The sequence below is a fragment of the Herbaspirillum sp. WGmk3 genome, from assembly GCF_023952535.1.
Lineage (GTDB): Bacteria > Pseudomonadota > Gammaproteobacteria > Burkholderiales > Burkholderiaceae_D > Herbaspirillum > Herbaspirillum huttiense.
Genome location: NZ_JAKYWT010000001.1, coordinates 798,783 through 820,168 on the forward strand (window position 1 = coordinate 798,783; position 21,386 = coordinate 820,168).

26 protein-coding genes and 1 tRNA gene are annotated in these 21,386 nt (G+C 60.2%); 5 read left to right on the plus strand and 22 right to left on the minus strand.

Going from position 1 to position 21,386, the window contains the following annotated elements; translation table 11 throughout:
* Window positions 1–14: 14 nt before the first annotated feature.
* The 3 genes from rpiA to MKD49_RS03375 form a co-directional block, all read right to left on the minus strand.
* A complete protein-coding gene (rpiA, locus tag MKD49_RS03365; protein ID WP_039784469.1) occupies window positions 15–695 on the minus strand; it encodes a ribose-5-phosphate isomerase RpiA in 681 nt (226 codons plus the stop codon).
* Window positions 696–780: 85 nt separating this feature from the next.
* Complete coding sequence (locus MKD49_RS03370) at window positions 781–2,544, minus strand: cation:proton antiporter (protein WP_034331239.1); 1,764 nt, start codon at window positions 2,542–2,544, stop codon at window positions 781–783.
* A gap of 476 nt (window positions 2,545–3,020) precedes the next feature.
* Window positions 3,021–3,533 (minus strand): Lrp/AsnC family transcriptional regulator, encoded by a 513-nt coding sequence (locus MKD49_RS03375; RefSeq protein ID WP_008331218.1) that lies wholly within the window; start codon window positions 3,531–3,533, stop codon window positions 3,021–3,023.
* A gap of 202 nt (window positions 3,534–3,735) precedes the next feature.
* On the opposite strand from MKD49_RS03375, the gene MKD49_RS03380 reads away from it, so the two are divergent.
* Window positions 3,736–4,878 (plus strand): branched-chain amino acid ABC transporter substrate-binding protein, encoded by a 1,143-nt coding sequence (locus MKD49_RS03380; RefSeq protein WP_252695452.1) that lies wholly within the window; start codon window positions 3,736–3,738, stop codon window positions 4,876–4,878.
* A gap of 212 nt (window positions 4,879–5,090) precedes the next feature.
* Here MKD49_RS03380 and MKD49_RS03385 read toward each other — a convergent pair whose 3' ends face one another.
* Window positions 5,091–5,417, minus strand: a complete 327-nt coding sequence (locus tag MKD49_RS03385) for a plasmid stabilization protein (RefSeq protein ID WP_134136882.1) — start codon at window positions 5,415–5,417, stop codon at window positions 5,091–5,093.
* 297 nt (window positions 5,418–5,714) lie between these two features.
* On the opposite strand from MKD49_RS03385, the gene MKD49_RS03390 reads away from it, so the two are divergent.
* Window positions 5,715–6,221 carry a hypothetical protein gene (locus tag MKD49_RS03390; RefSeq protein WP_209582772.1) on the plus strand — a complete coding sequence of 169 codons (507 nt, stop codon included), beginning with the start codon at window positions 5,715–5,717 and terminating at the stop codon, window positions 6,219–6,221.
* Window positions 6,222–6,339: 118 nt separating this feature from the next.
* Window positions 6,340–6,415 (plus strand) — tRNA-Thr (locus MKD49_RS03395).
* A gap of 156 nt (window positions 6,416–6,571) precedes the next feature.
* Here MKD49_RS03395 and MKD49_RS03400 read toward each other — a convergent pair.
* The 10 genes from MKD49_RS03400 to MKD49_RS03445 all read right to left on the minus strand — a co-directional run bounded on the left by MKD49_RS03400 (window position 6,572) and on the right by MKD49_RS03445 (window position 12,838).
* Entirely contained in the window at window positions 6,572–7,585 is a 1,014-nt protein-coding gene (locus tag MKD49_RS03400; RefSeq protein ID WP_252695453.1) for a tyrosine-type recombinase/integrase, read from the minus strand.
* A gap of 70 nt (window positions 7,586–7,655) precedes the next feature.
* On the minus strand, window positions 7,656–7,898 hold the full coding sequence (locus MKD49_RS03405) for a DUF4224 domain-containing protein (protein ID WP_252695454.1): 243 nt from the start codon (window positions 7,896–7,898) through the stop codon (window positions 7,656–7,658).
* A 14-nt stretch (window positions 7,899–7,912) separates the two neighbouring features.
* Window positions 7,913–8,890 carry a phosphoadenosine phosphosulfate reductase family protein gene (locus MKD49_RS03410; protein ID WP_252695455.1) on the minus strand — a complete coding sequence of 326 codons (978 nt, stop codon included), beginning with the start codon at window positions 8,888–8,890 and terminating at the stop codon, window positions 7,913–7,915.
* Window positions 8,887–9,246: a hypothetical protein gene (locus tag MKD49_RS03415; protein WP_252695456.1), complete on the minus strand. Its 360-nt coding sequence runs from the start codon at window positions 9,244–9,246 to the stop codon at window positions 8,887–8,889. Before MKD49_RS03415 ends, MKD49_RS03410 begins: the two co-directional genes overlap by 4 nt.
* Entirely contained in the window at window positions 9,243–9,389 is a 147-nt protein-coding gene (locus MKD49_RS03420) for a hypothetical protein (RefSeq protein WP_008330650.1), read from the minus strand. Before MKD49_RS03420 ends, MKD49_RS03415 begins: the two co-directional genes overlap by 4 nt.
* Window positions 9,386–11,437: a replication endonuclease gene (locus MKD49_RS03425; RefSeq protein ID WP_252695457.1), complete on the minus strand. Its 2,052-nt coding sequence runs from the start codon at window positions 11,435–11,437 to the stop codon at window positions 9,386–9,388. Before MKD49_RS03425 ends, MKD49_RS03420 begins: the two co-directional genes overlap by 4 nt.
* Window positions 11,427–11,780: a hypothetical protein gene (locus MKD49_RS03430; protein WP_252695458.1), complete on the minus strand. Its 354-nt coding sequence runs from the start codon at window positions 11,778–11,780 to the stop codon at window positions 11,427–11,429. Before MKD49_RS03430 ends, MKD49_RS03425 begins: the two co-directional genes overlap by 11 nt.
* A 374-nt stretch (window positions 11,781–12,154) precedes the next feature.
* Window positions 12,155–12,415: an ogr/Delta-like zinc finger family protein gene (locus MKD49_RS03435; RefSeq protein WP_204727039.1), complete on the minus strand. Its 261-nt coding sequence runs from the start codon at window positions 12,413–12,415 to the stop codon at window positions 12,155–12,157.
* Window positions 12,406–12,603, minus strand: a complete 198-nt coding sequence (locus MKD49_RS03440; RefSeq protein WP_017452875.1) for a hypothetical protein — start codon at window positions 12,601–12,603, stop codon at window positions 12,406–12,408. The genes MKD49_RS03435 and MKD49_RS03440 overlap by 10 nt, the downstream gene beginning before the upstream one ends.
* On the minus strand, window positions 12,596–12,838 hold the full coding sequence (locus tag MKD49_RS03445; protein WP_204727040.1) for a hypothetical protein: 243 nt from the start codon (window positions 12,836–12,838) through the stop codon (window positions 12,596–12,598). The genes MKD49_RS03440 and MKD49_RS03445 overlap by 8 nt, the downstream gene beginning before the upstream one ends.
* Before the next feature lie 314 nt (window positions 12,839–13,152).
* Between MKD49_RS03445 and MKD49_RS03450 the strand changes: the two genes are divergently transcribed.
* Together MKD49_RS03450 and MKD49_RS03455 are read left to right on the plus strand one after the other, a co-directional pair.
* Window positions 13,153–13,590 carry a helix-turn-helix domain-containing protein gene (locus tag MKD49_RS03450; protein WP_252695459.1) on the plus strand — a complete coding sequence of 146 codons (438 nt, stop codon included), beginning with the start codon at window positions 13,153–13,155 and terminating at the stop codon, window positions 13,588–13,590.
* Between the two features lie 121 nt (window positions 13,591–13,711).
* Window positions 13,712–14,374 (plus strand): hypothetical protein, encoded by a 663-nt coding sequence (locus MKD49_RS03455; RefSeq protein WP_252695460.1) that lies wholly within the window; start codon window positions 13,712–13,714, stop codon window positions 14,372–14,374.
* Here the strand turns inward: MKD49_RS03455 and MKD49_RS03460 are convergent, their stop codons facing one another.
* The 8 genes from MKD49_RS03460 to MKD49_RS03495 form a co-directional block, all read right to left on the minus strand.
* Window positions 14,375–15,604 carry a contractile injection system protein, VgrG/Pvc8 family gene (locus MKD49_RS03460; RefSeq protein ID WP_252695461.1) on the minus strand — a complete coding sequence of 410 codons (1,230 nt, stop codon included), beginning with the start codon at window positions 15,602–15,604 and terminating at the stop codon, window positions 14,375–14,377.
* A complete protein-coding gene (locus MKD49_RS03465; RefSeq protein ID WP_252695462.1) occupies window positions 15,601–16,194 on the minus strand; it encodes a phage tail protein in 594 nt (197 codons plus the stop codon). The genes MKD49_RS03460 and MKD49_RS03465 overlap by 4 nt, the downstream gene beginning before the upstream one ends.
* 11 nt (window positions 16,195–16,205) lie before the next feature.
* Window positions 16,206–18,830: a phage tail tape measure protein gene (locus MKD49_RS03470; RefSeq protein WP_252695463.1), complete on the minus strand. Its 2,625-nt coding sequence runs from the start codon at window positions 18,828–18,830 to the stop codon at window positions 16,206–16,208.
* The gene (locus MKD49_RS03475) at window positions 18,831–18,944 is read right to left on the minus strand and encodes a GpE family phage tail protein (protein WP_006464173.1); all 114 of its coding nucleotides are present in this window, start codon (window positions 18,942–18,944) and stop codon (window positions 18,831–18,833) included.
* An 8-nt stretch (window positions 18,945–18,952) separates the two neighbouring features.
* Window positions 18,953–19,276: a phage tail assembly protein gene (locus MKD49_RS03480; protein WP_112076924.1), complete on the minus strand. Its 324-nt coding sequence runs from the start codon at window positions 19,274–19,276 to the stop codon at window positions 18,953–18,955.
* A gap of 62 nt (window positions 19,277–19,338) precedes the next feature.
* Window positions 19,339–19,848, minus strand: coding sequence for a phage major tail tube protein (locus tag MKD49_RS03485; RefSeq protein WP_112076806.1), 510 nt, complete (start codon window positions 19,846–19,848; stop codon window positions 19,339–19,341).
* 57 nt (window positions 19,849–19,905) lie between these two features.
* Window positions 19,906–21,081 carry a phage tail sheath protein gene (locus MKD49_RS03490; protein ID WP_252695464.1) on the minus strand — a complete coding sequence of 392 codons (1,176 nt, stop codon included), beginning with the start codon at window positions 21,079–21,081 and terminating at the stop codon, window positions 19,906–19,908.
* Between the two features lie 25 nt (window positions 21,082–21,106).
* Window positions 21,107–21,385, minus strand: coding sequence for a phage tail protein (locus MKD49_RS03495; RefSeq protein ID WP_252695465.1), 279 nt, complete (start codon window positions 21,383–21,385; stop codon window positions 21,107–21,109).
* Window position 21,386 lies beyond the last annotated feature (1 nt).

The following is a 21,386-nucleotide window of genomic DNA, read 5'->3' on the forward strand; positions in this document are numbered from 1 at the left end:
GAAAACGGAGGTTCTCAGAACTCCAGTTTCTTGACGCCTTCGGCCGTCCCCAGCAGGCAAACATTGGCCCCTTGGCGCGCGAAGAGGCCATTGGTGACCACGCCGACGATGTTGTTGATCTTGTCTTCGATGTCGGCCGGATCGGTGATGGCCAGGCCCAGCACGTCGATGATGTAGCAGCCGTTGTCGGTAACCAGCGGCTTGCCGTCGCCATTCTTGTTCAGGCGCAGGCGCGGCTCACCGCCCAGTGCGGCCAGCTTGCGGGCCACCACGGCGTGCGACATCGGGATCACTTCCACCGGCAGCGGGAAAGTACCCAGCACATCAACCAGCTTGGAACCATCGGCGATGCACACGAACTTCTGCGCCACGGACGCCACGATCTTCTCGCGTGTGAGTGCAGCGCCGCCGCCCTTGATCATGGCACCGCTGCCATTGATTTCATCGGCACCGTCGATATAGACCGGCATGGTCTCGACCTCGTTGAGATCGAACACGGTGATGCCGTGCGAACGCAGGCGCTCGGCAGTCGCTTCGGAGGACGCCACGGCGCCCTTGATGCGGTGCTTGATCTTGCCCAGTTCGTCGATGAAGAAATTGGCCGTGGAGCCGGTGCCCACGCCGATGATTTCGCCGTCGACCACGTAGTCGATGGCGGCCTTGGCCACGGCTTGCTTGAGTTCGTCTTGAGTCATGATGGTTCAGTTCAACGTAAATAAAACCGGGAGCGTTCCCTTTTTGGCAACGCAAAAAATTCTCAGCTTGCGGGATCGGCAATGTTCAATGCACGTCGTCCGGCTGTTCGTCCAGGGTCTCGAAGAGCGCGATCTGCAGGCGTGAATGCAGCTTGACCAGCTTGCTCCACAGCAACCACAGCAGCCCGGCAGCGGCGGCCAGCACGAAGGCCAGCAGGTTCAACGGGGGCAGGATGCTGGCGCTGAGCACGAAGATGAGCAGCATGATGCCCACGATGGACATGATGGGCAAGACCTCCGAGACCACCTTGCGCACTCCGGAAGTATACGCTCCCGCGAACTCCGGCTTGACACTGACCTCCGCCAGCAGCATCGACAGCGCCTGCAGCTTGCGGTAAGTGGCGATCAGGAAGGGCAAGGAAATGACCAACGCGCAGCCCCAGATGATGGCCTTCTGCACCTCCGGATCGGGCGTCCACGCCGAGAGCTGACGCGAGAGGCCATCGACGAAGAAGGCCCCCGCCAGGAACACCGCAATCACCAGCGCCAGGTTCACCATCACCTGCATGAGGATACGGCGGATGATGCGCGTGAGTTCGGCGCGGTCGCCCGTTGGCTGCAGGCTTTCCAGCCAGCGCGAGTACATGCCCAGCAGGCCCGAGACGCGCGCCGGCACCAGCGTGACCGCCTTGGCCGAGAGCGGGTCGGCGGCCTTGATGAGGTAAGGGGTGAGCAGCGCCGTCACCGCCGAGACCGCCACCACGATGGGATAGAGGAAATCGCTGGTGACCTTCAGACTCTGGCCAAGTGCGGCGATGATGAAGGAGAACTCGCCGATCTGCGCCAGGCCCATGCCCACGCGCATCGGCGTGCGCCCGCCCTGCCCGGCCACGAAGGTACCCAGGCCGCAGCTGATGAGTTTGCCGAAGACCACGGCCAGCGTGATGATGGTGATCGGCATCCAGTACTTGACCAGCACGTTGGGATCAAACAGCAGGCCGATGGCCACGAAGAAGATGGCCGAGAACATGTCGCGGATCGGTTCGACCAAGCGTTCGATGCGGTGCAGCTGGCGCGATTCGGCCATGACCGCGCCGACCAGGAAGGCGCCCAGGGCCACGCTGTATTGCAGCTTCATCACCAGCAGGCAGAAGCCGAACAGCACGCCCAGCACGGCCACCAGCAGCATCTCGTTGCTCTTGAAGCGGGCGATGAAACTGAGCAGGCGCGGCACCGCGAGAATACCGACCACCAGCGAGACCGTCATGAACAGCACCAGCTTGCCCACCGTCGTAAAGACTTCTGTGGAATCCACCGAGCCGCTGGTGGCCACACCGGAAAGCAGCGCGATCATGCCGATGGCGAGGATGTCCTCGACGATCAGGATGCCGAAGATGATCTGCGCGAACTTCTCGTTCTTCATCCCGAGTTCATTCAAGGCCTTGACGATGATGGTCGTGGAGGACACGGCCAGCATCGCGCCCAGGAAGATGGCGTCCATGCGCTTCCAGCCGAAGTAGAGGCCGATTTCGTAGCCGATCCAGATCATCAGCAGGATCTCGGCCGCTGCCGCGATGAAGGCGGTGGCACCGACCTTGGCCAGTTTCTTCAGACTGAATTCCAGCCCCAGCGAGAACAGCAGGAAGATCACCCCGAGTTCCGACAGAATGTGCACGGTCTTCTCATCCTGGATCAGGTCATAGGGGGGCGTATGCGGACCGATGATCACGCCGGCCACGATGTAGCCCAGCACCACCGGCTGCTTCAGCTTGTTGAAGACGACGGTGACAATGCCGGCAATGAGCATGATGATGGCCATGTCCTGGATGAATAACTCGACTTCGTGCATCGTGCGGGATTTCCTTTCTGTGTTCTGCAGCGTGCTGCAGGAGTAGCTGGATGGCTTCGCAGAACCTGCGGCACCGGGCAAGGCTGCGCCCTGCGGCATGGGCCGCGGACGGTGGATGATAGGGATTGCGGGTACTGCTGGCGGGCCGGCCACACGGGCCCGGCGCTGGGTGCTGATCTGTGTCCGCTCTTGTTGCTGATGACCACGGTACTGCTTCAGCGAAGACGCAGCGGCGGGAGACCTCTTCATCGCACACTGCGGGATGCCCCCGAAAATAACACAACTGACAACCGCACTGCAATGCAAAGTACGTGCCTGCCCTGCCGTGCGGACACTCCTGCACAACGGGATCGCAGGCCAGCAAAATGAAAAAGTTAGTAAATCCGGGTACATCCCGAGGGATGGACGCCCCGAAATCTAACAAAACGCAATGGATGAGCTTGGCCGCCAATCCCGCGCGGGCAGGCGGCAAGCGTTCAGCCGGGCACGCGCACCTGTACTTCGACCGCCTTTTCATCGAAGGCGATGCGGGTGGTGAACTTGGCCCGCTTCATCGGGAAGCGCGACTGGAAGTGGCGCACATTGCCTGATCCCGAGATCACACGTCTGACGAACTGATAGTAGGCATCCATGTCGATGACGTGGACCGCCAGGAAGTAATCGTATTCGCCGGAGACGAAGTAGCACTGCATCACCTCGGCCTCCTTGGCCATGCGCTGCTCGAAGTCCTGCATGTGCTGGTCGGACTGGTTGTTCAGCGAGATCTCCAGGAAGGCCAGCATGCCGTAGCCGAGGGCGAAGGGATCGACCATGGCCACTTCGGCGCTGATGATGCCGGCCTCGCGCAGTTCGCGGATGCGGCGCAGGCAGGTCGGTTGCGAGATGTGCAGTTTTTCAGCCAGAACGCGTGTGGAGATCTGGTTGTCTTTCTGCAGCATGTTGAGCAGTTTGCGATCCACCTTGTCGAGGGTGTGAAGTTTGGCGGCCATGGGACAGAGTCGAGGATGATGGTTCAGGCCGGCCTCGCAAAAATTGCTTGGCTTGGCCGATTCTTATGTTGTACCGTCGCATTATTCAGAAAGTCGGAGACGAAAGCAAAGCAGTCCGCTTGGTCGCCGCAACAAGGATCTGAATAACTGTGTTGTGAGACAAAACATTAAAAGTGGTCAATCCAATCTACAGAGGAGTGTTATGAAATTCAAGAGCGCCATTATTCCATTAACTGCCGCCATCGGTCTGGCATTCGCAGGCGCCGCGCATGCCCAGGAAGTCATCAAGATCGCCCACGTGGGCCCGCTCTCCGGCCCCAACGCCCACATGGGCAAGGACAACGAGAACGGCGCGCGCATGGCCGTCGAAGAACTGAACGCCAAGGGTTTCACCATTGGCGGCAAGAAGGTCAAGTTCGAACTGCTGGGTGAAGACGATGCTTCCGATCCCAAGCAAGCCACTGCGGTCGCCACCAAGCTGGTCGACCAGAAGGTCGCCGCGGTGATCGGCCACCTGAACTCCGGCACCACCATTCCGGCCTCCAAGATCTACAGCGATGCCGGCATCCCGCAAGTGTCCCCCTCGGCCACCAATCCGAAGTATACCCAGCAAGGCTTCAAGACCACCTTCCGCGTGGTCGCCAACGATGCGCAGCTGGGCGCCGCACTGGGCAAGTATGCCGTGCAGAAGCTGGGCACCAAGCAGATCGCCGTGATCGATGACCGTACCGCCTATGGTCAGGGCGTGGCAGAAGAATTCGCCAAGGGCGCCAAGGCGGCCGGCGGCACCATCGTCGGCACCCAGTTCACCAATGACAAGGCCACCGACTTCAACGCCATCCTGACCTCGCTCAAGGGCAAGAAGCCGGACGTGATCTTCTTCGGCGGCATGGACGCCGTGGGCGGCCCGATGCTGCGCCAGATGAAGCAGCTGGGCATCGGCGCCAAGTTCATGGGCGGCGACGGCATCTGTACCGGCTCCCTGCCGGGCCTGGCCGGTGATGGCCTGGGCGAAGACCAGGTGATCTGTGCCGAAGCCGGTGGCGTGGATGCTTCCGGCAAGAAGGGCATGGATGATTTCCGCGCAGCCTACAAGAAGAAGTTCGGCATCGACGTGGTCTACAACGCAGCCTATGCCTACGATGCCACCATGACCGTGGCTGACGCCATGGCCAAGGCCGGCTCCGCCGATCCCAAGAAGTACCTGCCCGAACTGGCCAAGATCAGCCACAAGGGCGTGACCGGCGTGATCGCCTTTGATGCCAAGGGCGATGTCAAGGATGGTTCGCTGACCCTGTACACGTACAAGGGTGGACAGCGTACCGTGCTGGCGGTGACCAAGTAAGATCGGTCGCCCTGCCCTGCGGGCTGGCTTGCGGGCTGGACTTCAGGGCATGAAACAAAGCAGCGCCCCCGATGCAGATCGGGGGCGCTGTCGTTTGGCGGCCTGCTCGCGCATATTTTTTTAATTGTTTACGCTTTACGCCGGTTTACTTAGTTTTGGAACAGGGTATTGCGGACGGTTCTTTAGTTTTTGCGTGACGTTGCCATTTCCACTTATCGGGAAAGCGCCTTTTCCAGTGCAGCCTTGTTCATCGACGAACGCCCCTTGATACCGCGCGCTGCCGCTTCCGCATACAACTGCTTGAACGTGCGGCCGCCAGATCCGGCATGAGAGCGCAGGCCGCCCCGTCGAGAGGGTGACATATCTTGGGTGGACGTCTTGCTGGCCGTCTTGGATTCACCGTGCTGGGCCCGTTCCTTGTTGACGGTCCGGGCCGCGATCTCCTCGGCGCGCCGGGTGCTGGTGCCGCGTTTGACGGCACCGGACTTGATGTGTTCATACTGGCGTTCACGTTTCTTGCTCCATGCGGTCTGCGGCATGATGGCCTCCTCTGCGGTTGCGCCAGCCGGTGACATTCTGCACGGACTGGCTAGGGATACGATCAGTGCTGATGCATCGATGTTGCGCTACCCTATGCCGCCCTTGCATCCCGCTTCGTCTGAAAACGCTGTAAGACTGATGGAGGTCTCGGTCAGCCTCCTGCTCGCAGATGCCCGCAGCGCGCGGCCGCAGCCGATATTGATTCCCCGCGGAAACAAACAACGATGATCCGTGGCGACAACCTTTATGCGGCTCATCAGTCCAATCGCTCATCACAAAACGGACGGGAGGAATCAATGAAACAGATCACGGCGGTCTTTGGTGTAGTGCATGCGGTGATCGCGCTGTTGTTTGCACTGGGCGCCCTGGCGCTGATCGCCATTGCGGCGAGCATGGGTTACGAGGCGGTCAGCGAAGGCCTGGGGCTGCCGCAGGCCCAGGAGCTGATCGAGGCCATCGGCATCCTGGCGGCTGCGGTGGTGGCATTCCAGATTGCCGAGACCATTACGGAGGAAGAGGTGGTGCGCGACGCCAACATCAGCGCGCCGACGCGGGTGCGGCGCTTCCTGTCGCGGTTTTTCGTGGTGGTGATCGTGGCACTGGCTATCGAGGGACTGGTGATGACCTTCCGTGCGGCGCATGAGGAAGCGGCGGACATGATCTATGCTGCCGCTCTGCTGGTCGGGACCGGTGTCTTGCTGGCGGCATGGGGATATTTCATTTATTGCAACCGTTCTGCTGAGGAATTGGAACCGGATGCCATGGAAGAGGCCAAGGAAGAGGACAAGAAAATTGATGGCTGAACGCTATGTTGTGAGGCTAGCGCAGGCCTGGCGGGCCTGCCCGAGGGGGTAGAAAGCTGAAAATTTCTGGCCGGGGTGTGGAAGAAGCGGAAAGAACCCGTTATAATCGCGGACTTTTGCTGATGTAGCTCAGTTGGTAGAGCAACTGATTCGTAATCAGTAGGTCGACGGTTCGATTCCGCCCATCAGCACCAGAACAGAAGCGGCTTGCAGCGATGCAGGCCGCTTTTTTTTGCTCCGCAATTCTGGCTTTGCTCCGCAATTTTCGCACTTACGCACGCCGCCCTGAAATAGCTCGCATTAGTAGGCGCTAAAATTGGGTACATAAAAACCGCCCGGAGGCGGCTTGTTCACTTGGTCGGCGTCACCTTCTGGCCGCGCCGCTTTCGGACGTAGATTTCCGTCGTCGTCACACTCTTGTGGCCGAGCTGTCCTTGCGCCGCCCTCACCCCTTCGGTATCGGTTTTGTCCGTTCCGGCCTTAGCGCGCAGGTCCCGGAACTGGAACTCGGCAAACGGAATACCGGCGTCTTCCCGCGCCTTGTCGAACCTGCTCCGCAAAGTTTCATAGGTGAGCGGCTGGCCCTCTTCGTTCACCAGCAGACGGGTTGTAGTTACTTTTCCGACAATACTTCTCTTCCTGGCCAGGATTTTGTCGACGAGAACCTGCAGCTCCCCCGTAATCTCGATACGCACCTTGCTGTTGGTCTTGTTCTGCGTCACCTCGATGGCACCCTCACGGATGTGCTTCTCGTCTACCTTGAGCACGTCGGCTACCCGGCCGCCGAGCAGGTATGCCAGATCCATGGCGTCGCGCAGCACCTGGCCGCTCTTCTCCCATACTTGGGAATACATGTCGTCGTAGACATAAACGTCCCGTCCCTCCTCGCGGAATGACTTGATGCCGGCGCAGGGATTGGGCAAATCGGTCAGCCCTTCGGCCCGCGCCGCATTCCAGACGTGCGAAATCAGCGCCTTGTCGCGATTGGCCGCCACGCGCCCTTCGTCGCCCTTCACCTCAAGCCCCTTCTCACGCAGAGCATCCTGGCGCTTCTTGCTGCGCCAGGCCATGTACTGGCGCACGTGGATCGGCTTGATTTCTTCGAGCGGCGCCGGGGGATTGTCGAAAAACTCGAAGAGGAACGGGAACTGCCGTAGCTTCTCGCGCCTGGTCTTGGGGCTGTTATCCAGCATGTATTTCTGCTGGTACACCTCGCAGGCATAGCGGAAGGTCACCACCCTGGACACAGTGGAAGGCGGCATCGCCTCCAGTTCGGCCCACTTTCGCACGGCCTCGACATAGTTAGAGCCGAGCGGAATCTCACGACGCGGCTTGCCGCCGGCATCGTAGTAGTAGTAAATCACTCCACTGCGCTGCTCTCGCGCACGCACGCCACGTGGAAGATTCGAATTTTTCGACGGCCTGCGCCCCATGTCATGCCCCAATCACTGCTGGTTTCCATCCCTTTTTCGGGGCCTCTGCCGTGCGGCGCGATTCTACCGCCGACAGCAGGACCACCGGTCGGCCGCGCGCATTCACGATAAAAGGAATCCCGATTGCGCGCAGGAACGCCGCCTGCATTTCATACTTGGTCTGCTTGACACCTGCGCGCGTGCTGCCGCGGCGAATTCCGGTCAGCCTGTCAAGGCTCGCGTCATCCAGAAAAATATCGCTCATGTTCGCTCTCTGTCTTATTCGCAAAGGCCGTAGGCAGACGAGCAAGCAGTCGGCTCGTCTAAGTCCGTCAGCAGTGAAAACTGGCGACCGCCGCGGGAGGTCTTGGACCATTGGACGACGTGCGCAATGGTCGAGGCCTGGCCAGAATGCCCCTGTGTCCCCTTATGGAAGAATGAGACCGGCGAGAGCGGCCGGCAGACTTGGGATACGAGGCGCTCCCATGCTGCGATCCGTTCGATGTGTTCAGGGAATCGGCGCGCGATCTGCGACAGCTCAGCCTTGCCGCAATTGATGCACGGCATGCAGCCCACCCGGGACATTCCCTGCGTGTAGAGTGGATTCGGTTGAATGCCAGCGGCGCGATGTGCAGCAAACACATCAGCCACGTTCCAGCGCAGAATCGGCCGAAACACGGACATGCCAGCGCCCAAATATTCATACGCCGGCAACCAGCGCCGGGCCTCGGACTCATCTGCACGCACACCCTGCCAGGACTCCACTAGCCAGCCAGCTTCGACAAGATTTAGCTGGTATTCGGTGAGCGGATCACGCTTCAGATGCTGGGTGCAAAACTGTCGCTTGCGGGAGGGAAAACCACCTTTAAGCATGCAGAGATCCAAGAACGGATTTCCAGTCGGGACCAGCCATTCCAACGCCAGCGCTGCGGCCTCGGGTGTCCAGGCGTACATGAACTTGCGCTTGCCATAGACGGCTGATTCCGGCTCTCCTGCGGCGATCCTGGCCAAATTGGCCCGCTTGGTGGCGAACTCCTCGGAGAAATCGGCCTTCACGACGTCCACCGTGATATCCAGCGCCTGCGGCAGATAGTCGAGGGCGTAAGCGTAGGTCGCCTCATGCTCGTTCCCGGTATCGGCGAAGACGAAGCGGCAGGCCTCGCGGCCGTGGAGCTCGATTGCCATCAGGGCGGTGGCGGTGCTGTCCTTCCCGCCTGAGAGGCTTACCACATGCAACTTTGACGCGCTCCCTCTCATGTGCGGCCCGCTGCTCGAAGTTGATCGGCCAGGGTGCCGCTGTAGTCAGTGAGGCACAAGCGGCGTGAATCGTTGGCGGCGGCAGCTTGGCGTCGCGCTGGACCGCAGTTGTCGCAGCCGATGATATCGGCCAGTGGCACGCCCCGAAATTGTCCGGCCAGTTCGTTATCCAGTTCCACCCATGCGAAGCGCTGGCCATTGCCCAAGTGCTGACGGATGACCGACACATAGCCGGCCATTACACCATCGTCGGGCGTGTTGAACGTGATGCGGTCCAGGGACTGCGGGGGCTGCATCACGAAGTCACGCGACTTGCTCGCAGCGGCGATTACATCAAATTTCACAGGTGCATTCATTGCTTCTTCTCCTTGGTGGCCGTAACAGAACACACGCCAAAACGATCGACGGCGGCGGCGATCACGTCGCAGCTATGGGCTGCGATGGCGGTGTAAGAATGGCGTGCGCTGGCAGTGCGCACGACGACACGAAACGCGGTCATGGGGCGTTCCCTTTCGTTGGGTTGGTATCAATCGGAAGTTCGGTCACATCGAGCCGGCCGGCGCGCCAGTCGGCGACCTGGCGCGGCGTGCCGTGGCGCGGTGACTTGTCCTGCACAGGCACCACGCGTGGCCAGGGGCACGCCTTGATGGCATCCCATGCGGCCAGGGCTCGGCGCTGTTCATCGGCGGTCATGGCTGGCCCTGGCCATGTCGGCATGTCGTCCACCACCGGTCGAGGCCAGGGACATGCACCCAGGGCGAGCCAGGCATGATCGATTTGCGCGGCCTGGTCGGGCTTGAACATGACAGGTGCTGGTGATGTCTTCGGCTCGAAGGACACATCGGCCGCAAAGTCAGGTCCAGCGGGCTGCGTACAGTTATTTACACGAGTCCAAGGGAACCCCGAACCCGCCGATGTGCGGGCGTCGTGCCCTTGAACTGGCGTCCATGTATGCCGAACGGACTTGAACACCACGCCGACCATTTGGCGGCACTGGACGCCATAGGGCATTGCTCGTTCACACTCTTCATAGCGGCCAGTGACAGTCTTGGTTTCTTTGGCCAGAGTGACCATCAGATCGTCGCGCTTCACGATGGCACCGCCTTGGGCGCGCAAATAGGTGGCCCAGCATGCACGCTTCTCGCCCTCGACCTTTTGTACGGCATCCCAGGCGGCCGCCATCGCTGGCGGCGCCTCTTGCACCATGTCTGCCGGAACGCGGCGCAGCTCGCGCCAGACGCTCACAGGTGCGCCACCCCATTGCTGGAACTGCCGAATGCCCCAGCGGGCGGCCCAGGCTTCTACGCGCGCCGATGGCGTCAGCTCATAATCGCCGGCCGTGTCAGTGGTCACCACGTAACCTTCTTTGGTCTTGTGGTCGGCCACGCCATCAATGTTCTTGGCCACATACTTGGCGATGTAGCCGGCGGCGCTGCCCTTCGACCAGTCAATGCGCTTCACGTCAAGCCGGCGCTTGAATGCGCCCGGCTCGCCACGGTCCGCGCGCCAGGCATAGCGCTTCATCACGCGGATAGCGCGGCCGGCCACGTCCTTGACGTGTGGGGTGGTGTAGCCCGGCAGAGCGCGCACGAACACCAGCATGTGCCAGTGCGGGCATCCATCGTGATGCGGTTCAGCGATCCGGAAGCCGTACAAGCCGATGCCGCGACGAGCCAACGCCGAGCGAGCCAGCGCAGTCATCTTGCCCAGGTACTTGTTAGCCGTGCGCGGATCGGAGCCGTCATATTTCGGATTGGGCTTCCCGCTGTGTAGCGTCGCGTGAAAGCGGGAGGGGCAAGACCATGTGAGGAACAGGCCTTCGTCCTTGCACTCTCGCGCAATGGTTTCAAAGCCGTTGATGCGCAGCATGAGCTCACCGCGCCGAATGGTTTTGTTGGCGGTGGTCTTCTCTGCCAGCTCTGCGATGCTGAATTCTTGGCCAGCTTCGTTGCGCACCATCGTTGCTTCTAGGGCCGCCGCATTGCGCTTGTTCTGCGCCAGGCGCGACAGCACCGCATCATTGCTGGCATAGGGCTCGCCGTGATAGTGGACATAGCCCAAGCGGATATTGCCGCCTTCGAAGGCGCGGCCGACCACCTTGCGCAGTTGACGGCGCCACCAGCGTGGGTCCACTACCCGCGCGATGATGGCGCGCAGGTCATCGTCGTCCACCTCGGGCACGTCAATGCCGTAATCGCTGCATTCCTGCTCGATGATGTCGCGGGCGTGCGTGTCGGAAATCGCCTTCCAAAGCATCTTCTTGACGTTCTCTGCGGCCTTCTCGGCAGTGGCGCAGATTTCAGCGTCGTCCTGCGACAGATCAATCCCGGCCGGCACGTAGTGCGCGGCGAAGTCGCGAACGAAATCGAGGGCGACCGGCTCGAAGATCCGGCGCCAGTGCCATACCGACATGAGCTCAAGCGCCTGGCTGACAACACGGCCGCGCCACTTCAGTGGGATGCGTTCCAGTTCGCTGGCAAACTGAGGCGAATCGAGAAAGGCCTTGTGCTGGCGTCGCGTCTTCGCATCGACTTTTCTATACTGCATTGAGGGCTCTTTCGTAGGTCGAGATTGCGCGCAGCACGGCATGGCGCATGGCCATGCGTTCGGCTTCGGTAAAGGAGTGAATGGGGGATTCCCAGCGGTCCGGGGAGAGGCCCGCCAGGGCCAGGATGTGCCTGCGCACTGGCCTGGCAGTGGCCGCCCAGGAATAGGCGACGCCGATCTGATGGTTTGGCCGCTTACGTGAGCGCAGCAGCATCATGGCCTTTTCCAGCTCGGCTTTTGCGGTCTCATCCCCAGGGGGTGTCGGCACCTGCGCCGCACGCTCGCGCAGCAGATCTGTGGCAGGACGAAATGACGCATGGTCCTTGATACGGGCGCAGCGCATCTTCAGCCTTTCACCAGGCCGAGTGCCGACAACAATGACGGGGCGAGCAACAGAAGCGCTGCCATGCAGTGGGCAAATACGGTTCGCATCACCACTCCCCCAGCAGACCGCCCAAGAGTTGAAGCCGCCATGCAAGACGATTGCCGATGGCGTGCTTCCCCTCCCAGATCACGTCCCGTTGCGGCACAGTAATAGAGTCCCAGCTCAGCATTCTCTGCGCGCGGCGGTACAAGCTCAGATCATCTTTCAAGTGCTGGCTGATAGCGCGCGTTACCTTCAGATTCGCGGTAGTCATGATTTTTTAGGGTGAGCGAATCCTGCGCGCGCCAAACGGCGCACGGCAGGTTTTGATTTATCGGGAGTGGGGCGGCCGCTTAGACGGTCGCGAGGTCTAGCGTCATCTGGTTCTTGGCAGCCAGAAATGCGCGCGAGGAAATCGGAATGCGCACTTCTGGATTTGGCATGGCCGACATCGATACGGTGCGCGAAACCTCAAGCGTGGCCACGAAGGTGTGGCCGCAGTCGGCGTTTTGGCACTGATAGGTGATTTCTTTCATCATTGACGACATGGTGCGGCTTTTGGCCGCTCTCACACGATTTTGGCAGTGTGGGCATGGAATGCTGATTACGCGCATGGCTTCTTCCCCTCAACGGCATAGAGCACTCTTGCCTTGCCGGTAACACGCTTTGCACCTTCACGAACCGCTGCGGAAAAAACGAACTCGGCGGCATCTTCGATTGTCTCGAATCCCTCGCACGCCATCAGTATTTCCAATGCCTCAACGAGTGCAGGGCTTATCAGCGTCAGTTCGATATCAGGCATTTTGAGGCACTGAAAAGTGGCTCTTGAGCGCCTTGGTTTGCATGTTTTGATTGATTACTATGGGCACATCACGAGCAACAACGAACTCAACGGCCATATGCAGCATCATGTCGTGGGCCAATGTCGCCAAGTTTTCACCCTGCAGTTGGGCGAGCGACTTCATGAAAGCGTAGTTGTCGGCATTGCAGCGGATCACGATTCGGTGATCGCGGATGTGGCGCGGATCGTCGTACATAGATTTCCCCCTGGTCAGGCGGTTGCGGATTGGTGTTCTTTTTCGTAGGCCTGAATACCTTTCAGGACCATGAGGCGGAGAAAGGACGAGCGAGTTCGATGGTCTTGAACTGCATAGGCCGAGACTTTTTCCGCCTCGCGAGAATCCAGGCGGGTGGTCATAACCACCGATGTGACATCCCTGGTAGCTGGAATGTCAGTTTCATTTCTTAGTGGCAATGAAATGGCAGGTGTAGACATAGGGTAAAATTTGTATACGTCACGTAGCAATGACGGAAGAATAGTCCGATAAATCGTACCAGTCAACAAATTAAGATGGAAATTTCACCCTTTGGGGAACGCCTTAAGAGCGAACGGCTGCGTCTCGGCTTTTCGCAAGAGGCATTTGCAGCGGTCGGCGGTGTCCGAAAACAAGCCCAAATTTCCTACGAGCAAGGGAAAACTCTCCCGGATATTGGCTTTATGGCCGCCGTCTCGAAGATCGGGGTAGATGTTTCATACGTGATATTTGGGACTGCAACTGCGGACGCTTTGACCTCTGATGAACAGCAGGTTCTCCAGGGATTTAGGCGGCTCGACATTATCGGCAAAGCTCGCGTGCTCGGTGTTATCGAAGGCGCGGCACCAGCGGAGGCCGGTCGCAAAAACGCCTCACACATAAGCGTCGGTGGCAGCATCGGCCAGCATATTGTTGGCGATATTCACGGGACGCTCCAAGGCCCAGTCATGGGCAACAAAATAGAGAAGAAGTAAAGAATATCGGTGTAGGGGTGCCGATTTCGGTTTGCGCGTGTCCTGGGGAGCTGCGCGCGTTTCAATTTGCCGTGACGCGTGACAGGGAGTTACGCGGAAGGTGTAAATCAGTAGGTTTTGAATGTCAGAAAAAATAGAAGCACAGGGCGATATCGGCCAGATTATCGAAGGCAACGTTCATGAGGCCCCGCGGTTTAATAACGTGGTAAATCTGAACTTGAGCGAAGCCAAAAAGGAAGTGCAAAGAATTACTGAGTACCAGAGAAAAAGAATCAATATGCTGGTGAAGGAGTGGGCAGCGATATGCGGTGATAAAGAGATCGAAATTTATAAAATTTTCATCGCAGATTACGGCCTCCAATATTTCCGGGAATTACCCATCGAGCATTACACGAAGGTCAAGGAGACACTCGAAGGTTGGATTGAGGCGGGCACTGCCAAAATTGATCGAGCCTTAGACCAAGCGCGTCTGCTGCCGCCGACTTCCGAACAGCACAAGGCCCATGAGTGTGCGGTCTGCAACGAAAAGGATGTAGCGATCGCCCGAGCGCAGAAACAAATGTTCGTCGTTGGGTTGCTGGTTTTGGTTCTGGCGATGACGTGCGGATGGCTACTCTACAAAATGCCCGCGCCGGCAGCACCAGAACAGGTTGCAGACAACACGTGTTTTTCTGAAGGCAAGGCGTACTCGACCGGCGGCACCATCAAAGTGGACGGCGATCTGATCAAGGAATGCATCTACGATGCGACGGCCGGTAAATCATTTTGGTCGAAGCCACGATAGTCAATCGGCGTTGTTTTCCGCGATGATCTCGCGGACCTCTTTGATTTTTGCCCACTCCAACGCAGCGGCGCGGGTGGCGCTTTGCTTGGTGGCATAGATCCGCGACAGTGTCTTGGAATTCTCGGCCTTGCCTGCCAGCTCGGTGCCCTTGTTGTTTTTCTTCTTCGCTTTGTCGTGCCATTCCGCTTTCACGCCGGTGATACCTTCCTCCGGATCGTGATCTAGCTCTCGCTCAGAATCGGCTTCCTCGGATTTCGTTTCAAACTCAATGCGCGTAGTAAAACCGCTGCCGCTGATGGAATGCGTGACGGTCTTCGATAGCCATTCGGTGGCGTCGATATCTGCCTTGAACCCGGAGACCACGACAGGCGATTGCGGCATGATGTGGGCATCACCAAGGGCGAGCTGCATCTCGAAGGTAGCCAGGCCACGTTCAATGCGCTGCCACTCGGCCACAGCGGCAGCACGCGCATCAGTCTCATTCGCGAACGTGGTGCGCAAGCGCTTGCTGTTGCCAGCCTGGCCCGCGACGACACTGCGGCGTCGCCCGTATTTCTCATCCATCCAAAACGCGCGCACGCCGCTATACGCGTCGGATTCCGAGCTGTGATATCGGTGCTGGTCGCCCAGCGCACGCACCACCTTCACCACTGGCAGCGGCTTGCCGCTGGCGGTGCGACTTTCGTTGATCGGCATGAACAACAACGTGTCATTTTTCACCGTGGCCACAGCATCATATTTCTTGCCCAGGCGACGCAGCAGTGCGGAATCGCTTTCATGCGTCTGGTCCAGATGCTTGATGGCGATGGAGCGCAGGCCGGCGGATATCCCCGATGCCAGGCCATTGCCGGCGGCGATAGCGTCCACCACGGCACCGAGCGTGGTCTCATGGAAACTACGGTCTCGCTGCTGCCGAAACGCATCGATCATGCTAGCCGACCTGGCGCGGATGGTGAGCCGATCCGGGGCACCGCTATGCTCCACTTCAGAGACCACGAACGCGCCCTTGTCCACCAGCGGCGAACCCAGCCAGCCAAGCGCGAAATTCAGCTTGGCGCCCTTCGGTGGAATCTTGAGCTTGCCGTCCGAATCGTCCAGCTCGATATCCAGTTGATCGGCCTCATCACCCCGGCATTCGCGCAAGGTGATGCTCATGAGCCTGTCCGAAACGGGGCGGCTGATATCCTTGTCTTCGATGACGATCCGGAAAGCTGGCGCGGTGGTCGTCATTGCCCAATGCCCCCGATCTTTCCGGCAGCACTGCTCATCGCGCTGGCCGCCCCACTGAGCTTACCCACTATCGCACTGGCCGTGCTTGTGACGCCGCCGATGGCACTGCCGACCACATCACGCGCTTTGTCGGCGATGCTGTTGGTGATGCCGTCGATGTCGACCATGTTGCGCAGATCCGAGATATCTCCCAGGCCCAGCGACGACAGCACGCTATCGTCAGTGCGTTTCAACTTGATGGTGAACTCGATGCGCTTGGCATCGCCGTCGCCATCCAGCACGGTGCGTCCCTCGTCCATGCTCTCGATGACATAGGAACCATAGATGCGCCCCGTTCCCTGGATCAAGAACCAGCTCTTGCCGGTGTCGGCCATCAGGCGCAGGGCATCCAGCGAGAAGGCGCTACCGGTCAGCTCCGGTGCAATCCAGCCCGTGAGGGTGATGAGATCATCCCCCTTGCCGGTGAACTGCACCGCATCGCGCCGGCCCACGCGGGCATTGCTGGCGAACTTCCATTGCGTCTGCCGCTGCAGCTCCTGATAAGCCAGCGTCGGCAAGCTGAAGACAAACATTCCCAAGACCATCATCATGACGTTTTTCCTTAATCCCAATCTGCGAGATTCGAGCGCTGGCGCGACGCCTTCATGCGGTCGCGACGGTCCAGCTCGGCGGCCACCGCACGGGCGATGGCTTGCTCATCCATGCCGGGCGTCGGCTGGATAATGATTTGCACGGTGTCGCCCTGGTAGACGACAGGCTGCCCGCCTGCAGCGCTGATCGGCGGGCGGCTGTCAAAGGCCATCGCCGGCACGCTGCCCGCGCCAATGGCCACGGCCGCACCGGCGCTGGCCAGCTTGCCGGCGATGCTGCTGACGGTAGACAGCGGGCCGTCCTGGCCGCGATTCAAGCCCACGGCCAGGCCTTGCATGGTGTAGTCGCCCAGCTCGGCAAAGACCCGGCTTGGGCTGTGAATATCGAGCTTTTCCTTGAACCAGCCAATGACACTGGCCCCGGCGCCCAGCACCGCATCCTTGACGGCGCCGATGCCGCTGGTGATGCCATTGACCAGGCCGCGCAGGATCATGGCGCCGAACTCGGTAAATTTGCCCGGCAGCTCGATGCCGAACCAGCTCAGTACGCCCGCGAAGGCCTGATAGAACAGCCCTGCCGGAGACCAATTCAAGATCAGCGCGCCAATGCCGGCCAGGCCGCCGGCGAAGGCACCGCGTACCTGCTGCCACAGGTTGCCGAAGAAGCCGGCAATGGGTTCCCAATTCCGGTACAGCAGATAGGCTGCGGCAGCGATGGCGGTCACCGCCAGGCCAATCGGGTTCATCAGGAAGATCCGTCCCAGCCACATGAAGACCGTGCCAACGCCGCGCAGAATCGGCATGAGCAAATTCCCTTGCAGCCCGATCTTGGCGAACAAAACGTGCAACATGGCATAGGGGCCGATAACGGACGCCAGGGCCAGCATCAGCGGCCCCATCACCACCATGATGGCGGCGATGGCAGAAAAACCCACGATCATGGCCTTGGCCGTGGCCGGGTTACGCTCCATGAAGCCGGTCAGCGCCTGGACGGCATTGGTAGCCATCTGCAGTCCAGAAGCGTAGAGCGGCAGAATCTTGGTGCCCAGCTCCAGTTTCAAGTCCGCCACCTTGGCCAGGGTTTCTAGTTCCTTGCCGCTGGCCGTGTCGCGCCCGAGCTTGTCGAGTTCGTCGATATTGGCGGCGCCCCGGTTCAGTTTCTCGTTCTTGTGGATCTGCGTACGCTGCTGGTACATGGTGGAGAAGAGCTGCGCGGCGGTTCGATTAGAGAAGATTCCGCCGATGGCGTCGAGAATTCCCTTTTCGTCCGTGACGCCCTTGCTGGCCAGTTGCGGCAAGAGCACTTTCTCCATCCATTCAAATTGATTCTCGCGGAACAGGTCCGCGCCCTTGATGGCGCCAGGATTCAGGAAAGAGACTTGGCCGGCCTTGTCATGCTTGACCTTGGATTGGTCGCCAATCAGGCCCAGGTCCGCCAGCATGCCAATGGACCGCTTGGTGGTGCGGCCCTGATAGAGGTTCTGGTAGGCGCTCATCATTGATGTGCCGACCCGGTTACCGCCCATTTCCTGCACCAGGGATTCCATCTGGTAGTAGAAGGCCTCATCCTTGATGCCCTTGGCCGCAATACCGCCCGTCTTGATCAGGTTCAGCCATTCGCTAGGCCCCACACGGCCACCGGTGGCGGTCAGCACTTGCTGCACCATGTTGGCCTGTTTGGAGAAGGTGGCTATGTCCTTGGTGCCGTTGCGCATTTCGATGACCTTCAGCATGTCCATGAACTTGCGCTCGTTCTCGGCACCCTCGGCCTCGCCATAGAAGGCGTGATTTCCGAATTTCATCTTGGCCATCATCGGCGCGACCATTTCAGCGTGGTGCGTATCGCCAAAGGCCGTAATGCCGTCGCGCAGCAATTGCAGGTTGTCCAGCTGGCTGGTGCCGTAGGTCTTCATGTCGCGCGCGAACTTGATCGCCTCGGCGGTCGCCGCCGGCCCCAGCCCGAGCGCCCGAACGCGCCCGTTCTCTGTTTCGTAGTGTTTGGCCTCTTTCAGACCGGCCAGCATCGGCGCGCCCATCGCGGCGCCACTGGCCGTGGCACCGACGCCGGCCGCTGCCAAGCCGCCGGCCGTACTGCGCAGCTTGTCGGCGCGCTGGCGCGCATTGGCCATGACCTGCTGCTGACGATTGCTGGCGGTCAGCTTCTTTTGCTGGTCAGCCAATTCGGCATTGGTGGCGGCGATGCTGTTCTTGAGCCAGGTCTGCGCGGTGGCGAGCTGGCGCGAGCCAATGCCGGCATCGGCCAGACGTTCGCGCAAGGCACGATACTGCGTGCCTTGCCGCTCACTGGCGTCCTGCAGCGACTTGACGCTGCGCACCGCCGCGTTGAATTCGCGGGTCATGGCGCGGGTCGGGTTCTCGGTAGCCTTCATCCTGGCCGCCAGCTCGGCGACACGCTGCTGCGCGGTCGCCAATTCGGCATTCGTCTTGCGCATGCCCTGATGCAGGTCGCGCAGGCCGTTGAGGTCGCTCTGCTGCTTGTTCAGCTCGCGCAGGCGGTCGCTGGTGTCCTTCAGTGCTCGGCCGGTGTCACGGGCGCCGCCGGCGATCTTCTTCAGCGGGGCGGTGATTTTCTCCATCATGGAGAACACCACCTGCATTTTCAGTTCATTTGCCATTTACTCTGCCCCGCTTCTTACTCGCGCGCGCTCGCGCCACTTCATGAGGTCTGCCAGCTCCAAGTCGTCCATCGCGGCCGGCGGCCAGTGGAATACCGTCGCGATGTCCGCCATGGCGTCTTCTACTTCGATTGGGAGACCAAGGCGCGGTCCGCCTTCGGTGCCAAAAAAACAGAGACCTCCATGCCGCACTTGATCAGGTCGGCCGGGTCCATGGCGGCCACATCGAACTGCGTCAGCGCGGGTTCGCTGATACGCGGCAAGACCACCTGCAGGGCACTCACGTTCATATTCATGAGATCCATCAGGCTGACGCCACGCAGGGCGCCGGACTTCGGGCGGCGCAGGGTCAGTTCGCTGATTTGGGTATTGCCGCGCGTCAGCGGCTCGTCCAGCTCAATGACGACGGTTTCGATCTTGGTAGCGGGTGCGGTGGTGGTAGTCATGATGTTTCCTTGTGAGATAGGGAATAGCGGAGAGGCAGGCGGCGGCGTGCTCCGGCTGGCCGTTACAGGCCGATGGCCTTGCGGATGTCGGCGCGGCGATCTTCACCGCCGACGATCTCGATGCCGTTCATGAAATCGAAATCGAACATGACTTCGTTGTCGATGGTGAGCTTGTATGCGCTCAGGGGCATGCTGAACTTGTGCGAGGTGTCATCGCCCACCTTGGCATTACCCATATCGACTTCTTTATAGCGGCCGCGCACGATGATTTCCACCGCCTGCACGGAACCGTCATCGTCGTTTTGATAGGCGCCCGCGAAGCGCAGTTGCACGGCGCCGTGGGACTTGGCCGCGTATTGCTTCAGTGCTTCCTTGACCAGGCCGCCGGCGGTCCACTCCAGCTGGATAGCTTCTTGGCCCAGGTCCACCGAGACGGGGCCGGACATGCCGCCCGCGCGATATTCCTCCATCTTGCGCGACAGCTTCGGCAAGGTCACCTCCGTGGCCATGCCGGCAAAGCTGATGCCGTTCTCGAACAGGTTGAAATCCTTGAGTTTGTGGGGCATGCCCATGTCTTGCTCCTATGATGTGATGTCGGGAGGCGGCCGGGCGTACCGGCCAACTACCCATTAGGCGGCGACGCGCGCGGCGAAGTCGGCCAGGTATTGGTCAGTGATGCGCTGCTGGAACAGCAGGTTTTCCACGGGAGGAACTGGCGTATAGCCGTAGTCGATCACGAGCTGGCCGGCCTTCAGGGTTTCCTTTTCGTTGAACTGCTCGTCGAACCAAGCTTCACCGTCGATGATGTAGCCGCTGGCCTTCAAGGATCGGAACTTGGCATTGATGCTCGCCACCAGATCCTTGACGAGCGAGGGCGTCATCGGCAGGTCGACATAGACCATGTGCGCCTCGGCAATGGTGTCGGCCAACACCTGTGCTGTGCGGGTGTAGTTCTCGAAGGGGAAGTAACCGCCCTGGATTTCGCAGGTGCGCGAGCCCCAGAAGCGATAGCCGCTCATGTTGATGAGGGTAGTCACTTCCTTGGCATTGAGCACGCCGGCGTCCGTCGCCGGGTCTTGCAGATCCCAGAATACGTCACGGTTGATGCCGGTCGGGCCGTTCACCACCACGTTGGAGAGGGTCTTGTGCCAGCCGGTCTGCTCGTCGATCTTGGCGCGCAGGCCCAGTGCATAGGCGACGGCCGAGATACTCACATCGGCGTTCGAGGACGTGTCCCACGACACGAATTCCGGCCAGATCAGCATTACTTCACGTTGCCCGAACTCCGCACGGTAGGCGGTGGCGGCCACCACCGTGGCGCAGTTCCAGCACGATGCGTAGACGAACGCGCGCAGGGTCTGCGCCAGGGAGGCCAGTGCATTGGTGACCGCCTTTGTATCCAGGCCCGGCGCCCCCAGGATGCGCGGCTTGATGCCAAGCTTGGCTTGCGCTGCCAACAGCGCCTTGGCACCCGTGTAGCGACCTTCCGGAGATACCCCACCGATGACCAGGCTGGTTTGCTCTGCTTCATCGTCCCCTTCGGCTACACGGACCAGGACGACCAGCGGTTTGGCCTGTGCCGCGATGGCTTCCAGCACGCGGCGCATGGTGCCACGCTTGCCAGCCTTGGCCTGCGCCGCGACGACGTTCGTGATCAGAACTGCGGTATCCAGCGGAAAGGCAGCAGCATCTGCATCATCGGCCGTGACGATGACGCCGATGACGGCGGTGGAGATGGTACGGATGGGGCGCGTGCCTTCGTTGATTTCGATGACGCGCACGCCATGGTGATAGTCAGCTGCCATATTGATAACTCCTAGTGAGTACGGTTTAGGCTTGCGCCAGGGATTCTGCGGTCGGCTCTTCCGCCGGTTCCGCCGGCGCGGGAATTTCTTCGATGACCCACTCGCCGGCGGTGTCGTATTCCGGATCCATCGGACGGAAGGGCGAGAGCCAGCGCGCGCGGTGGCCAGTCGGGATTTCCGGCACGGCTGTCTGCACCGCCTGATAAGGCACGTTAAGACGATCCTCCATTGGGAAGGGGTAAGCAGTCACGGTATGCAGAAAAATGCCGTTGTCGTCGGTCTGGTAGCAAGTAATCGGGGGCATG